Raw genomic sequence first — 13,825 nt, forward strand, 5'->3', positions numbered from 1 at the left:
AAGGAAAGGATATGTCTTCTTTATTAAAGCATAAGAATCTCGGGTTGGCGGCTGGGCTGCTGGTCACGCTGGGCACGTTTTCGCAGAGCAGCTATGCGCTGTCATGTAAGCAGAACGGCAGCATTCGCCAGGACATCGTGCTGGATAAAGCCATCAAGGTATCGACCGCCAATACCGCGCCGGGCGCATTGCTGTGGCGTTCGCAGACCTTTACCTCGACTTTCCAATGTACGGATGACTGGAACAACCCGAGAGGGGAAAATGCCTACCTGTACTGGGATCCTCAGTCCCGTATGAGTCAGATCCATAACTCGATCGAAGTGGGTGTCACTTATCAGGGGATTGATGTCAAACCAACGAAAGGCGCACGTCAGGATGTGGGGCCAGGAACGGAATGCCGCCGTTCAGGCAGCCGTTGTCTGTCTCCGGCCAGATCGCTGACGGTAACCGTGTCTTACGCTATCTATATTAAAGCAACCGGCAAGGCGCCTCCGGCTGGCGGCAAGATTAACGACAACAACTCGTACTCGGTATTTCAGGTTGATGGCGTCGGCGGCTTGAACGGCACGCCGAACAGCAACTTTAACGCCTATATTTCCGGGCTGGGCAACATTCAGTTTATTTCCTGCAACCCGAAAATCACCGTGGTGGCCAACAACGGTTCGACGGTTAATTTTGGCACTATCCCGCGTCAGAATGCGGTAGTGGGCAAAATCGAGAAACAGGTGCCGTTCTCGGTTGCCGCCAATATGTCCGATCCGACGACCGGGCAGGACTGCCAGGGGGAGACGTTGCAGGCCAGCTTCAGCAGTACTTATCCGCTGCAGGATAACAGCGTGATCCTGCCGACCAGCGACAGCGGCTTCGGTATTTTGATCTCGCAGGCGGCGACGCCGAATACGCCGATCATGATGAACAGCCCGGTCGATCTGGGCCTGGTTAACGGCACCATCGTTGAAAAGAACTTCATGGCCAGCCTGAAATGGTTGAGCACCAACCCGAAAGTGGGGCCGTTCAGCGCATCGGCGAATATTGACGTCACCTTCAAATAATCCGGTGTCGCTTCAATTAAAAAGGGTTCAGTTCGCGAGAACTGAACCCTTTTTACGTGTTATGCCGCGTTTATCAGCGCAGCCCCATCCAGGTGGTGCAAACGCCTTCCGGCGGTTTGCCTGCATACCAACGAGGCAGCGTGGGGGCATCGTGGCGTGGCTCGGCCTCCACTTCCACCGGCTGCGCCGGCCATTCCGCCACGTCCCAGCGGGTGGTGCGGCGATACACCGCCGGGGTTTTGCCGAACTGTTTCTTGAAGGCGCGTGAGAACGAAGGCTGAGAATCGAAATGGTATTGCAGGGCGATATCCAGGATCGGGCGCGGGGTGGAGCGCAGCGCCTGCGCCGCCTGCGACAGGCGCCGCTCGCGGATATAGCTGCCGAGCGCGTGGCCGGTGGTGCTGCGGAACATGCGCTGCAGGTGCCATTTGGAGTAGCCCGACTTGGCGGCGACGTTATCCAGCAGCAGCGGCTGGTCCAGATGAGTTTCAATCCAGTCTAGTAAATCGTGAATGATATTGACGCGATCCATGGTTTTAGTTCTCCCGCAAAAACGACATTCAGGTCACAGTGACTTAGCTTAATTATCCAAGAATATACTTTGATAATAGGCGCGAGTGCGCCGTTACGCAAGGGTAAACCGGGGGGAAAAAGGTGACCAAAAATGCTCTTTGAATCGCAGGGGGATAAAAGAAAGGCCGCATAAAGCGGCCTTTCCAGCAGGAAACGAGTGGAAAATCAGTTGGTTTCCGGTTTCACTTCAATGTAGTTCAGACCCAGCACGCTGCTGGTGTAGCCGCGGATCTTGTTGGTCATCTCGATATCGCCGTTCAGCTTGTGGCCGTAGGACGGGATGATCTCTTTCAGCTTGCTCTGCCATTCCGGCGTCGCCACTTTGCCTTTGAACACGGTTTCCATCAGGTGCAGCATGATCGGCGCAGCGGTGGAAGCGCCCGGTGACGCGCCCAGCAGAGCGGCGATGCTGCCGTCTTCAGAGCTGACGACTTCGGTGCCGAACTGCAGCACTCCGCCTTTATCCGCGTCTTTCTTGATGATCTGCACGCGCTGGCCTGCGGTCCACAGCTTCCAGTCTTCCTGCTTGGCGTCCGGGAAGTACTCTTTCAGCGCGGCGAAGCGATCGTCGTCGTTCATCATCAGCTGGCCGACCAGGTATTTCACCAGATCGAAGTTATCCAGACCGACGTGGGTCATCGGCATCAGGTTCGAGGTGCTCAGCGAGTGCAGCAGATCGAACAGCGAACCGTTCTTCAGGAACTTGCTGGAGAAGGTGGCGAATGGCCCGAATAGCAGTACGCGCTTGCCGTCCAGCATGCGGGTATCCAGGTGCGGCACGGACATCGGCGGCGAACCTACGCTGGCCAGGCCATACACTTTGGCCAGGTGCTGGTTGGCGATCGCCGGGTTGGTGGTGACCAGGAACTGGCCGCCGACCGGGAAGCCGCCGTAGCCGTCGGCTTCAGGGATGCCGGATTTCTGCAGCAGGGTCAGGGAGGCGCCGCCTGCGCCGATGAACACGAACTTGGCGTTAACGGTGGTTTCTTTACCGTCGCGGTTCAGATCGGCAACGGTCACGCTCCAGGTCTGATCGGCGTTGCGCTTGATGTCGCGCACTTCGTGGCTCAGGTTCAGCTTGAACTTGTCGCTGGTGCTCAGCGCGTCAACCAGCTGGTGGGTGATCACGCCGAAGTTGACGTCGGTACCCAGCGGCATGCGGGTCGCGGCGATTTTCTGCGCCGGATCGCGGCCGTTCATCACCAGCGGCGCCCACTGTTTGATTTGCGCAGGATCTTCGGAGTATTCCATGCCGCGGAACAGGGTGCTGTGCTGCAGCGCCGCGTAGCGTTTACGCAGGAAGTTGACGTTGTCGTCGCCCCACACGAAGCTCATGTGCGGCACGCTGTTAATGAAGGATTTCGGATCTTTCAGGACATTGTTTTTCACCTGATAAGACCAGAACTGGCGAGAGATTTCGAAAGACTCGTTGACCTTCACCGCCTTGCTGATGTCGATGGTGCCATCGGCTTTTTCCGGCGTGTAGTTCATTTCGCTGAAGGCGGAGTGGCCGGTGCCGGCGTTGTTCCAGCCGTTGGAGCTCTCTTCTGCCACGCCGTTCATGCGCTCGTACATGTCGATGGTCCAGGTCGGCTCCAGCTCATGCAGATAGGTGCCCAAGGTGGCGCTCATGATGCCGCCGCCGATCAACACCACGTCGACGGTTTTATTCTTCTCTTCAGCCGCCGCCTGCTGCGTAACGCTAAACAGGCTGAGGCTGAAAATCAGGACGAGTAATTTTCTCATTGAATTAAATCTCTTGTGTGTAAATTCTACTCATTGCAGGTGAAAGAATTTAGCGGGAGTTACCCTGGAAAATAGTGAAGCCGACCGCCCGGCGTGAGCCGATAGGCAGCGATAATGCCTTTTTGTTAATAGGGTTTTTAACGAAAAGTGAACTATTGCAGGCCGTCCGGATGCAAATTGATCGGTTCACGTTACTGGCGGGGTATTATTGTTTGCGAGAATGTTAAAAACTACTTTTGTAACTAAAAAAAATGAATATAAGCAAAAATAGGCCGGTTGCTGTCGCAGGAATAAACAGAGAGGGGAGTAAGGCCATATAACCGCGTTATTTTCAGGGGCTAATTGTCGCGTAATTAAACGTTATTTCGTTATCACACAATAATTGCGGTTAAATTGCAAATACGCATCGGTAACCAATAATAAACGGCCGCCGTTGCGGGCGGCCAGGATTCACATGGCGGTTACTTGATGCCCATCGCATCACGCATGGTGAAGAACAGATCGGTCTGATCGGTCAACCCCACCACGTTGGCGGCGTGCGGGCCGTAGGCCGCGACGCGCAGCTGGGTGCCGGTGTGCCCCTGCGATTCCTCTTCCGAGTTGCCGTAGCTGAGGGTCATCGGCGCGCCGTCTTTGGTGGTCAGTGTCTGGGTCAGGCCCGGCGCTTTGGCGTCGGCGGCGACGATCTGGCTGGAGTGCGCGTGGTCGGCGGTGACGATCACCAGCGTGTTGCCGTCGGCGCGGGCGAAGGCCAGCGCTTTTTGCACCGCCTCGTCCAGATCGACGGTCTCACCAATCTGCCCGCACGGGTTGGCGGCGTGATCCTGCTTATCGATCGACGCGCCCTCTACCTGCAGGAAGAAGCCGTTCGGGTTGTCTTTCAGCAGCGCGATCGCTTTTTCGGTCATCGCCGCCAGCGTTGGCGTGGCCGCGGTGCGCGCCGGGTTGTTTTCGCAGGTCACCGCCGGCTTGTCGAGGTTGCCGTGATAGCTGGCTTTCGGCCCCAGCCAGCGCACCGGCATGTTGCCGTCGGCGAACAGGCCCAGCAGCGGTTTTTGCTGATTGGCCAGGGTAACGGCCTGCAGTTCATCCGCGTTGCTCACCCACTGATAACCTTGCGCCGCCGCTTGATCTTTCAGCGATTTTCCTTGCCATTCGCCGCTTTTCGCCAGTTGGTTGAAGGATTTCGCGCCGCCGCCCAGCGTGACGTCGGCACGGGTTTTCAGCAACTGCTCGGTGATGGAACCGCGGCCGCCGTTTTCCAGCGCGTTAGCGGCGCATTTCTCGCTGGTTTCCTCCGGGCCGTAGCATTTGCGCGAGGTAACGTGCGACACCAGCGCCGCCGGCGTGGCGTCCTGCAGTTCGGCGGTGGAGACGTTGCCGGTGGCCTTGCCGGCCGCCTTGGCGATCTCCAGCAGCGTCGGCTGGTCTTTGCCGTTCACGTCCACGCCGAGCGCGCCGTTATAGGTTTTCACCCCGGTGGCCCAGGCGGTGGCGGAGGCGGCGGAGTCGGTTACGTAATCCGGTTTGTGGGTTTTCTTGTCCAGCGAGTAGTGGGTGTATTGCCCGGTCAGCGGCAGGGCGTCGATGCCCTTGAAGTAACCGCCTGCGCCCTCGGCATAGTTACGCGCGGCGGTGATCTCGGAATCCCCCATGCCGTCGCCAATCAGCAGGATCACGTTTTTCACCGTTTTGTCCGACAGCGACGCCTTCAGCGCGGCGGTCTGATCGCCGGCCAGACGACGGGCGCCGCCCGGTTCGGTGAGGGTACCGCGCGCGGCGCGCTCGGTCAGGCCATCGGCATTGGCCGAGGTTTCCGCCGCGATGGCGGAGGAACAGAGCAGGGCGGACAGCACGGCGCCGGCGATCAGGGATACAGCAGGTTGCATGGGGCAAGCTCCTTGTCGTAATACAACAATGTAAATAACATCAAATTGTTACGTAAGGAGAGTAGAGCAGAGGGATGACAATTTTATGACAGCGGAAGGCGGGACGGCCCGGCGGCCATCCCGTTTGACGATCAGGCCGCGCGCGCCGGTATAGTGAGCCCACGTTGCACCGCCGGCCGCGCCAGACCGCGCTCCAGCCACTGCGCGACGCGGGGGAAACTGTCGAACTCTACCAGTTCGCGCGCCTCATAGAAGCCGATCAGGTTGCGCACCCAGCCCAGCAGCGAGATATCGGCGATGGTGTAGTCCGCGCCCATGATCCAGTCGCGGCCTTCCAGGCGCGTTTCCAGCACGCCGAGCAGGCGTTTCGATTCGTTTTTGTAGCGCTCCAGCGGCCGCTTGTCTTCATACTCGCGCCCGGCGAATTTGTGGAAGAAACCGAGCTGGCCGAACATCGGGCCGACGGCGGCCATCTGGAAGAACACCCACTGAATGGTTTCGTAACGCTGCGCCGGATCCTGCGGCAGGAAACGGCCGCTCTTTTCCGCCAGGTAGAGCAGAATGGCGCCGGATTCGAACAGCGGCAGCGGCCGGCCGCCGGGGCCGTCGGGATCGATGATCGCCGGGATCTTGCCGTTCGGGTTCAGCGCCAGGAATTCCGGCGTCCAGGTTTCGTTGTTGCCGATGTCGATCAGGTGCGCCTCATAGGGCAGGCCGATCTCTTCCAGCATGATGGACACTTTGACGCCGTTCGGCGTCGGCAGGGAATAGAGCTGCAGCCTTTCAGGATGCTGAGCCGGCCAGCGTTTGACGATCGGGAATTGGGTGGAATCGAGCATGGAAACTCCTCGGGTTGGCGGGGTGGCCTAAGCGTACCCCTTGAGTATTGCAGTAAAACTACCCCGCCGCCGGGTTACACCGTGAGCTCAAAATGTGCTGCCAGCGCTTTTTTACCGGCAGGGGTCAGCTGCAACTCGCGGCTGTCGAGCCGACGGACGATCCAGCCGCGGTGGATAAAGGCGGCCAACAGCGCGGCGCCCAGCGCGCCGCCGAGGTGAGAGCGGCGTTCGCTCCAGTCCAGGCAGCCGCAGGCGAAGCGGCGGCGGGTGGGGGCGGGGGAGCAATCGACGCCCAGCCGCGCCAGCGCGGCCTGACCGGCGTCGCTTAAGCGGTAGTCTTCCTCACCGGTCAGCCAATTCAGCGCATGCAGCCGATCGTGCAGTTTCACCGCCACCTCGCCCGCCATATGGTCGTAGCAGGTGCGGGCATATTGCAGCGTGGTGGGCGTGCTGCTTTTCACCGACGTGCGCGGCACGCCCGCCAGCGCCATCAGGCCTTCCAGCGCCTCGGCCACCGGCTGACCGGCCAGCCGAAAATAGCGGTAGCGCCCCTGTTTGACGCAGGCGATCAGCCGCTGCTCCAGCAGTTTCGCCAGATGTGCGCTGGCGGTGGACGGGGCGACCTCGACCGCCGCGCTGAGCTCGGTGGCGGTGTAGGCTCGCCCATCCATCAACAGGCACAGCATGCGCGCCCGGGTGCGGTCGGCGATGGCGGCGCTCAGCGCCGCCAAACGATCTTCTAGGTCGATGTTATGCATACTTCGAGGTTAGACGAAGTATGACTGCGCGTCCATTGCTAACCTGTGGCTGTCGCATTCTGGTGCTGTGCGTCTGTGTTCGCTGGATATTGATGAGCGGGCGTTGAAATCGGTGCGGTGGCGCCCTTCCTACAATCAATGCGCGCGTACCTGAGTTTTACCGTTGAGAGGGGACGATAATGATCGCCGTGATTTTTGAACTGCAGGCCGCCGACGGGCAGCGTGATACCTATCTGGCGTTGGCGACGGAGCTGAAGCCGCTGCTGGCGCAGATCGACGGATTCATCTCCATCGAGCGCTTTCAAAGCCTGGCCGATCCTGCGCGCCTGCTGTCGCTCTCCTTCTGGCGCGACGAGGCGGCGGTGCAGCAGTGGCGCAATCTCGAGCAGCACCGGGCGGCGCAGGCGCGCGGACGTGGCGAGGTGCTGGCGCAGTATCGGCTGCGGGTGGCGGAGGTGGTGCGGGACTACGGGCTGGAGAGACGCGAACAGGCGCCGCAAGATAGCCGTTGTTATCACCGCACCTGAATAAAGCCCGCCGCCGGCGGGCTTTCGTCCGTTATTTCGCTTCGCTGCCCACCTTCATTGCCCCGGCGTAGCTGGCGCCCATCCCCCAGGCGGCGCCGTGGTCGCGGGCGATCTGCAATACGCCTCCCGCCGTGGCTTTGCGGCTCCAGTCCTGCTGCCATTCCAGCATCAACGCCACCCAGTTGATGGGCGTGGCGCCCGCCTGTACCAGACGCTGCATGGCGTTGTTTTGGCTGTCTGGCGTAATGTCACCGGTGACGTCCGACAGGATATAAACCTCATAGCCCTCGCCCAGGGCGGACAGCGCCGGCAGCATCACGCAGCTGGCAGTCCACAGCCCGCCGATGATGATTTTCTTGCGGCCGGATTGTTTGATCAGATCCACCACGCGCCGATCCTGCCAGACGTTGATGGCGGTGCGATCGTACACCTGCAGGTCCGGGCGTGCCTGCGTCACCTGCTGGAATACCGGCCCGGCGAAGCTTTTGGCGTTGGCCGAGGCCAGAATGGTCGGCACGTTGAACACCTTGGCGGCCTTGGCGATGCCGGCGGCGTTATTGACCAGGTTGGTTTGATCGATAGAGGAAATGGTCATGCCGAACATGTCCTGCAGATCGACCAACAGCAACAGGCTGTTCTCGGCGGTCAGCGGCTGCACATAACCCGCCTGGCGGCTGTCGGCGGCGGGGGATTGCGCCAGCGCGGCGACGGGGGCGGCGGCGGCGCTCAGGCCGAGCATCAGGGCGAACAGGGTCTTTTTCATTATTAACTCCATGATTATCAGTAGATTAAATTCACCTCTCACTCAGGGAGGCGGTTGAATAAAGTCTACTGAGGTTGTTGAAGTTAATAATCTGTGTTTTATTGAATTTATAATTAACCATCAGGACATAATATGGACGTGCTACTGACGATGCGCGCCTTTCGTCGCGTGGTTGAGCGCAACAGTTTTTATAAGGCGGCGGAGGATCTGGCGATCACGCCGGCGGCGTTGAGCAAGCAGATTAAGCAGTTGGAAAATCGGTTGGGGACGCTGTTGCTGGTGCGCACTACCCGCAGCATGGGCCTGACCGAAGCCGGGCAGCTCTATTACCAGGAAGCCTGTCGGTTGCTCGGCGAGTTCGACGCGCTGGAGCAGACGGTTGCCGCCAGCGCGCAGCAGGTCTCCGGCACGCTGCGGGTCAATGCGCCGCTTTCGTTCGGCCTGACGGTGTTGTCGCCACTGCTGCCGCCGTTTATGCAACGTTACCCGCAGCTGCAGGTGGAGCTGACGTTGGACGACAGGGTATTGGACGTGGTGGCGGCCGGTTTCGATATTTCCTTGCGCATTCGCCGACGGCTGCCGGATTCTTCCCTCAGCGCCCGGGCGCTGGGTGAAGTGCACCAGCGAATTTGCGCCGCGCCCGGCTATTTGGCGCAGCACGGCGTGCCGCAAACGCCGAATGAATTGCAGCGACACAGCTGTCTGGCCTATTCCCTGGCGGAAAGGCCGGGGCAGTGGCAGTTCACCGCCGGCGAGGAGAGCCTGAGCGTGACGTTCACTCCCCGGTTGATCGCCAACAACAGCCTGATGCTGCGGGATATGCTGGTGGCGGGACTGGGCATCGGTTCGCTGCCGTCGTTCGTGGCGGATCCCGAAATCGCCGCCGGCAGGCTGGTGCGGCTGTTCCCTGAACAGATTGCCGACGTGCATCAGGTTTTCGCGGTTTACCCGACGCGCCGGCATGTGCAGCAGAAAGTGAGTTTATTCACCGAATTTGTGCGAGAACAGGGATTGATGACGGCGAATTGACAACGGCGCACGGTTGTCATATTCATTAGCTATGAAAAAATCCTACCGCCCATTCGCGCAAATTATAATCACCCTTCTCCAAAGGGTGGGATAGCGCGTGTGTCGCCAATAAAAACCCGCCGGCAGGCGGGTTTTTTTATCCCCTTCCGGCAACGACCGGAGAACGTCATGAAAACCTACCCTGCAGTTTTACACCTGATGTGTGGCAAGGCCGGCGCAGGCAAATCGACGCTGGCGCAGCGTTTGGCGCAGCAACCGCAAACGCTGTTGCTGGTCGAAGATGCGTGGCTGGCGACGCTGTATGAGCAGGAGATGACCAGCCTGCAAGACTATGCGCGCTGTTCCGACCGGTTGCGGCGGGCGCTGGGCGGGCACCTCGTTCAGCTGCTGCGCTGCGGCTGGTCCGTGGCGCTCGATTTCCCGATGAATACGCCGGACAGGCGGCGCTGGGCCAAAGCGTTGGCGGAGGAGGCCGGCGTTGCGCACTGTCTGCATTTTCTCGACGTCAGCCATGCGCAATGCCTGAGCCGGATAACGCTGAGAAACGCGCGCGGCGAGCACCCGTTTACACTGAGCGAAGCGGAGTTTGAGCGCCTGGCGCAGTACTTTGTTCCCCCGGCGGAAGAGGAAGGAATGACAGTCTTGCGTTATGGCGAACAGGACTGAAAACCGGCGCCATGACGGCGCCGGCAACAACAGGGCTAGGCTTCGGCGTTAAACGCGTTGTGGAAGGCGACTTCCGCGCACGGCAGTGCGGCCTGGAAGGCGATGGCGCAGAAGTAGATTAGAAAGGCTTGGTCGGCAGGTATTTGCCGTCCAGGGTGATCACCGCGCGTTCGCCGCCTTCCGGATCGGCGACCTTCTTGATATCCAGCTTGAAGTTGATGGCGCTGATGATGCCGTCGCCGAACTGCTCGTGCACCAGTGCTTTCAGCGTGGAACCGTAAACCTGCAGCATTTCATAGAAGCGATAAATGGTCGGATCGGTCGGCACGCCGCCGGGAATGCTGCCGCGTAGCGGGATGGTTTGCAGCAGCTGTACCGCCTCTTCGTCCAGCCCGAGCTTGGCCGCCACGGTGCGTGCCGCTTGTTCCGGCAGCGCATGCTGCCCCAGCAGCGCGGCGGTGACGAACGCCAGGCTGAGTCCGGTGCCCTCCGCCAGCGCGTCGAAAGTCAGGTTATGGCGGATCTTGGCGGCCATGATGGTGTCGGTGAGCGCTGCGCGCGGGGCGGCGTTGTGCAGAGAGTGTGTCATGTTAGCTCCTTTTGTTGGCTTAAAAACGGGCGAGCGCCGGGGTGGCGGTCACCTCGGGATAGGTGGCGAGCGGCACGAAGCGGCGGGTTTCGCCGTCCAGCGCCTCGATAGCGCCGCTGGCGATGTCATAGACCCAGCCGTGCAGCGTCAGGCGGCCCTGATCCAGCGCCAGGGCGACGGAAGGGTGCGTTTTGATGTTGTTGAGCTGGGCGATGACGTTTTCGCGTACCATCGACGCGACCCGCGCCTCGTCCGAGGCGTGCGGATAAGCCTGATTGACCGCCTTCGCTGAATCGGCGTAACGCAGCCAGCCAGCGACCGTGGGCAGGTGATCCAGACACTGGCAGGTGGCGATGGCGGTCATTGCGCCGCAGTCGGAATGGCCGCAGATCACGATATCTTCCACGCCCAGCGCGGCGACGGCGTACTCGACCGAGGCGGTAACCCCGCCGGGTTCGGGGCCGAAAGAAGGTACGATGTTGCCGGCATTGCGGATCACGAACAGATCGCCCGGCTCGCGCTGGGTGACCAGCTCCGGCACCAGGCGGCTGTCGGAACATGAGATAAACAGGGTGCGCGGGTTTTGGCGGGTCGCCAACTGCTGAAACAGCGCCGTGCGTTCAACAAAGGCTTCGCGCTGGAACTTCAGGAAGCCTTCAATCACCTCTTTCATCCGTTTCTCCATTGGGTGTCGTTATGCGATGGCGGCATGATGAACGCTTCTGGCTATAGGGTCTAAGACCCATTTATAATGCAAGCTATAGGTTTTACTAATAGCTGGGGCGTTATGCTGCTGCGACACATCCGTTATTTTCTGGCCGTTGCCGAACAGGGCAACTTCACCCGCGCCGCCGAAGCGCTGCACGTGTCGCAACCGACGCTGTCGCAACAGATCAAGCAGCTGGAAGACACATTGGGAGCGCCGCTGTTCGATCGCAGCGGCAGAGCCGTGCGTCTGACCGACGCCGGTGAGGCGTGGATGCGCTATGCGCGGCTGGCGCTGCAGGATCTGGATGCCGGCGCGCGGGCGATCCATGACGTGGCGACGTTGGCGCGCGGCCATTTGCGGCTGGCGATGACCCCCACGTTCACCGCCTATCTGGTGGGGCCGGCGGTCGATGCCTTCTACCGCCGCTATCCGGGGATTACGCTGAGCATTGAAGAGATGGCGCAAGAGCGAATGGAGGCGCTGCTGGCGCAGGATAGGCTGGATCTGGGCATTGCCTTCGAGATGGCGCAGTCGGCGGAGGTGGAAGCGGCGCCGTTGTTCAATGAGTCGCTGGAGCTGATGGTCGGCGCCGATCATCCCTTGGCGTCTCATCGCCGGCCGCTGACGCTGGCGGAGTGGCAACATCTGCCGCTGGCCTTGCTGAGCGGCGACTTCGCCACGCGCCAGTTTATCGATCGCTACTGCACGCAGCTGGGTTTCCGGCCGCAGGTGGCGGTGGAGGCCAATGCGCTGGGCGCCATCGTCGAGATCGTGCGGCGCGGGCAGCTCGCCACGCTGCTGCCGGCCGCCATTGCGCGCGAGAACCGGCAGTTGAAAAAAGTGGCTTTGGCCAACGCCATGCCGGTGCGGCAGGCGGTATGGCTGCAGCGCAAAGGCGCTTACCGCAGCGCCGCCGCGCAGGCGTTTATTGCCCTCTTGCAGGAACAGGGCATTACGCCGGCGCCGGGCAGCCGATAGCCGCACGGCTCGGCAGCAGGCGCTATTCTTTATGACGCTCCCGGAACAGCAGAGTGGCGATCAGGCTGACGGTCAACATGCCGGTGACGTACCACGCCGGCGCCATCGGATTGCCGCTGACGTCCAGCAGCCAGGTGACGACCAACTGCGCCGAGCCGCCGAACAGCGTCACGCCAAAGGCGTAAATCATCGAGGTGCCGGTGGCGCGCACGTGGCGCGGCAGCGCCGAAACGATCAGCATGGTGCTCGACAGCATGTTGATGCCCAGCGCGCCGATCAGCAGGATGCGGAAAACGATCGCCAGCCACAGGGTTTGCGTGGCGCTGAGGAACCAGAAGGTCGGGTAAATCAGGATCAGTGCTGCAAAGATTGAGAACAGCAGCGGCCTTTTGTAGTTCTGCACCCGATCGACGTAACGGCCTGCGCAATAGACCGCGATGATCTGTACCACAGAGGCGATACAGCTGAACAGGTAGGCGGTCGGGCCGGCGATGTGATAGGTCTGCATCATGTAGGTCGGCATATACAGCAGCACCACGTAGACCATCACGGTGCCGGACATGATGATCAATACGCCCAGCAACAGATCTTTGGCATGATTGCTCACCAGATCCCATACCGGATTCAGCGGCGGCCGCGCGTGAGCCGGCGCCTCTCCACTGTAGGTCTCTTCCAGATGTTTGCGAATATAGATGCCGACGGGAATGATCAACAAACCGATGATGAACGGCACGCGCCAGCCCCAGGCATACAGTGCCTGCTCCGGCAGAAAATAGGTGAGCGCCAGGCCTAAAGAGGCGCCAAGCAGGGCGCTGATGCCCTGGCTTATCGCCTGCCAGCTGACGAAGAAGCCGCGTTGGTTGGCCCCTGCCGACTCCAGCAGCAGCGTGGTGGCCGAGCCCACTTCACCGCCGGCGGCAAACCCCTGAATCAGGCGGCCAACCACGATCAGCACCGGCGCCAGAACGCCGATTTGCGCATGGGTGGGCGCGAAGGCGATCAGCGCGGTGCCGACGCCCATCAGCACGATGGTCATCAGCATGGCGGCCTTGCGGCCGACCCGATCGGCATAGGCACCCAGCACCATGCTGCCCAGCGGGCGCATGATAAAGCCGACGCCGAACACCGCCACCGACATCAACAAGGAGCCGTAGGCGCTGTCGCTGGGAAAATAGAGTTTGCCGATAATGGCGGCAAAGAAGCTGTAGACGGTGAAGTCGAAAATCTCCAGGCCGTTGCCCAGGCTGGCGCCGACAATGACTTTGTAATTTACCGCGCCCTTCTCCGCCGTTTGGCTTTTGGGCAATGCGTTTTCAGCAGTGTTCATCGTTGTCTCTCGCGATAGGTGGACGGTGTGTTGTTATTATTTTCTGGCCGGGGTGGCGTTATCCGGGGCGGCGATAACCGAGCCCCGAAACGCCAACAAAACGGCAACGTCACGTTTACATATACTTGTATGTACAATCATATGCAATATGAGAGTAGTTAGCGCGATAACGGTGGTTTGATTTTCACATCTTTCTGTATTTAATTGTTTTTATTTGATTTTTTCTTCAGCTGGAACGAATGTGCCATGTCGATTTAGTGAGCTGTAACGCATTAATCCTCTAAAAAACCTTGGTATTTAAGAAGGCGGTCACAAAATGTCGCGTATAGCAGAATGTGTGGCGATAGTCGGAAAAAACTAGAATTAAATAGAGACGTGTT

14 protein-coding genes are annotated in these 13,825 nt (G+C 60.1%); 5 read left to right on the forward strand and 9 right to left on the reverse strand.

Annotation, left to right across the window (positions count from 1 at the left end; all coding sequences use genetic code 11):
- Positions 1-11: 11 nt before the first annotated feature.
- Complete coding sequence (locus SSARUM2_RS07505) at positions 12-1,052, forward strand: fimbrial protein (RefSeq protein ID WP_060438935.1); 1,041 nt, start codon at positions 12-14, stop codon at positions 1,050-1,052.
- 73 nt (positions 1,053-1,125) lie between these two features.
- On the opposite strand, the gene SSARUM2_RS07510 is transcribed toward SSARUM2_RS07505, so the two are convergent.
- From SSARUM2_RS07510 to SSARUM2_RS07530, 5 genes are all read right to left on the reverse strand, one after another.
- Positions 1,126-1,584: a helix-turn-helix domain-containing protein gene (locus tag SSARUM2_RS07510; protein WP_033646824.1), complete on the reverse strand. Its 459-nt coding sequence runs from the start codon at positions 1,582-1,584 to the stop codon at positions 1,126-1,128.
- 206 nt (positions 1,585-1,790) lie between these two features.
- Positions 1,791-3,371, reverse strand: coding sequence for a malate:quinone oxidoreductase (locus SSARUM2_RS07515; RefSeq protein WP_060453191.1), 1,581 nt, complete (start codon positions 3,369-3,371; stop codon positions 1,791-1,793).
- Positions 3,372-3,832: 461 nt separating this feature from the next.
- The gene (gene phoA, locus SSARUM2_RS07520) at positions 3,833-5,260 is read right to left on the reverse strand and encodes an alkaline phosphatase (RefSeq protein ID WP_033646822.1); all 1,428 of its coding nucleotides are present in this window, start codon (positions 5,258-5,260) and stop codon (positions 3,833-3,835) included.
- A gap of 131 nt (positions 5,261-5,391) precedes the next feature.
- Positions 5,392-6,099, reverse strand: coding sequence for a glutathione S-transferase N-terminal domain-containing protein (locus SSARUM2_RS07525; protein ID WP_039566863.1), 708 nt, complete (start codon positions 6,097-6,099; stop codon positions 5,392-5,394).
- 74 nt (positions 6,100-6,173) lie between these two features.
- Entirely contained in the window at positions 6,174-6,857 is a 684-nt protein-coding gene (locus SSARUM2_RS07530) for a metalloregulator ArsR/SmtB family transcription factor (protein WP_060453193.1), read from the reverse strand.
- A gap of 179 nt (positions 6,858-7,036) precedes the next feature.
- Here SSARUM2_RS07530 and SSARUM2_RS07535 point away from each other — a divergent pair, with 179 nt between their 5' ends.
- Positions 7,037-7,384: an antibiotic biosynthesis monooxygenase gene (locus tag SSARUM2_RS07535; RefSeq protein ID WP_060453194.1), complete on the forward strand. Its 348-nt coding sequence runs from the start codon at positions 7,037-7,039 to the stop codon at positions 7,382-7,384.
- 31 nt (positions 7,385-7,415) lie between these two features.
- On the opposite strand, the gene SSARUM2_RS07540 is transcribed toward SSARUM2_RS07535, so the two are convergent.
- The gene (locus SSARUM2_RS07540; protein WP_033637699.1) at positions 7,416-8,147 is read right to left on the reverse strand and encodes an isochorismatase family protein; all 732 of its coding nucleotides are present in this window, start codon (positions 8,145-8,147) and stop codon (positions 7,416-7,418) included.
- Between the two features lie 132 nt (positions 8,148-8,279).
- On the opposite strand from SSARUM2_RS07540, the gene SSARUM2_RS07545 reads away from it, so the two are divergent.
- Both SSARUM2_RS07545 and SSARUM2_RS07550 read left to right on the forward strand, forming a co-directional pair.
- The gene (locus tag SSARUM2_RS07545; RefSeq protein ID WP_033653371.1) at positions 8,280-9,176 is read left to right on the forward strand and encodes a LysR family transcriptional regulator; all 897 of its coding nucleotides are present in this window, start codon (positions 8,280-8,282) and stop codon (positions 9,174-9,176) included.
- Between the two features lie 168 nt (positions 9,177-9,344).
- Positions 9,345-9,842: an ATP-binding protein gene (locus SSARUM2_RS07550; protein ID WP_060453195.1), complete on the forward strand. Its 498-nt coding sequence runs from the start codon at positions 9,345-9,347 to the stop codon at positions 9,840-9,842.
- A 118-nt stretch (positions 9,843-9,960) separates the two neighbouring features.
- Here SSARUM2_RS07550 and cynS read toward each other — a convergent pair whose 3' ends face one another.
- Positions 9,961-10,431 carry a cyanase gene (gene cynS, locus SSARUM2_RS07555; protein WP_033637703.1) on the reverse strand — a complete coding sequence of 157 codons (471 nt, stop codon included), beginning with the start codon at positions 10,429-10,431 and terminating at the stop codon, positions 9,961-9,963.
- Between the two features lie 19 nt (positions 10,432-10,450).
- Positions 10,451-11,104: a carbonic anhydrase gene (locus SSARUM2_RS07560; protein ID WP_060453196.1), complete on the reverse strand. Its 654-nt coding sequence runs from the start codon at positions 11,102-11,104 to the stop codon at positions 10,451-10,453.
- Positions 11,105-11,218: 114 nt separating this feature from the next.
- On the opposite strand from SSARUM2_RS07560, the gene cynR reads away from it, so the two are divergent.
- Positions 11,219-12,118: a transcriptional regulator CynR gene (cynR, locus tag SSARUM2_RS07565; protein WP_041034168.1), complete on the forward strand. Its 900-nt coding sequence runs from the start codon at positions 11,219-11,221 to the stop codon at positions 12,116-12,118.
- Positions 12,119-12,140: 22 nt separating this feature from the next.
- Here the strand turns inward: cynR and SSARUM2_RS07570 are convergent, their stop codons facing one another.
- Positions 12,141-13,445: an MFS transporter gene (locus SSARUM2_RS07570; protein ID WP_060453197.1), complete on the reverse strand. Its 1,305-nt coding sequence runs from the start codon at positions 13,443-13,445 to the stop codon at positions 12,141-12,143.
- Positions 13,446-13,825 lie beyond the last annotated feature (380 nt).

Origin of the sequence: Serratia sp. K-E0102 (assembly GCF_029962625.1) — a bacterium.
Taxonomy (GTDB): domain Bacteria; phylum Pseudomonadota; class Gammaproteobacteria; order Enterobacterales; family Enterobacteriaceae; genus Serratia; species Serratia sarumanii.

Bases quoted from the DNA above. Each gene is read 5' to 3' on its own strand.
- cynR (WP_041034168.1), top strand. From the start codon at position 11,219: ATGCTGCTGCGACACATCCGTTATTTTCTGGCCGTTGCCGAACAGGGC.
- SSARUM2_RS07540 (WP_033637699.1), bottom strand. From the start codon at position 8,147: ATGAAAAAGACCCTGTTCGCCCTGATGCTCGGCCTGAGCGCCGCCGCC.
- SSARUM2_RS07525 (WP_039566863.1), bottom strand. From the start codon at position 6,099: ATGCTCGATTCCACCCAATTCCCGATCGTCAAACGCTGGCCGGCTCAG.
- cynS (WP_033637703.1), bottom strand. From the start codon at position 10,431: ATGACACACTCTCTGCACAACGCCGCCCCGCGCGCAGCGCTCACCGAC.
- SSARUM2_RS07510 (WP_033646824.1), bottom strand. From the start codon at position 1,584: ATGGATCGCGTCAATATCATTCACGATTTACTAGACTGGATTGAAACT.
- SSARUM2_RS07545 (WP_033653371.1), top strand. From the start codon at position 8,280: ATGGACGTGCTACTGACGATGCGCGCCTTTCGTCGCGTGGTTGAGCGC.
- SSARUM2_RS07515 (WP_060453191.1), bottom strand. From the start codon at position 3,371: ATGAGAAAATTACTCGTCCTGATTTTCAGCCTCAGCCTGTTTAGCGTT.
- phoA (WP_033646822.1), bottom strand. From the start codon at position 5,260: ATGCAACCTGCTGTATCCCTGATCGCCGGCGCCGTGCTGTCCGCCCTG.
- SSARUM2_RS07535 (WP_060453194.1), top strand. From the start codon at position 7,037: ATGATCGCCGTGATTTTTGAACTGCAGGCCGCCGACGGGCAGCGTGAT.
- SSARUM2_RS07550 (WP_060453195.1), top strand. From the start codon at position 9,345: ATGAAAACCTACCCTGCAGTTTTACACCTGATGTGTGGCAAGGCCGGC.
- SSARUM2_RS07530 (WP_060453193.1), bottom strand. From the start codon at position 6,857: ATGCATAACATCGACCTAGAAGATCGTTTGGCGGCGCTGAGCGCCGCC.
- SSARUM2_RS07570 (WP_060453197.1), bottom strand. From the start codon at position 13,445: ATGAACACTGCTGAAAACGCATTGCCCAAAAGCCAAACGGCGGAGAAG.
- SSARUM2_RS07560 (WP_060453196.1), bottom strand. From the start codon at position 11,104: ATGAAAGAGGTGATTGAAGGCTTCCTGAAGTTCCAGCGCGAAGCCTTT.
- SSARUM2_RS07505 (WP_060438935.1), top strand. From the start codon at position 12: ATGTCTTCTTTATTAAAGCATAAGAATCTCGGGTTGGCGGCTGGGCTG.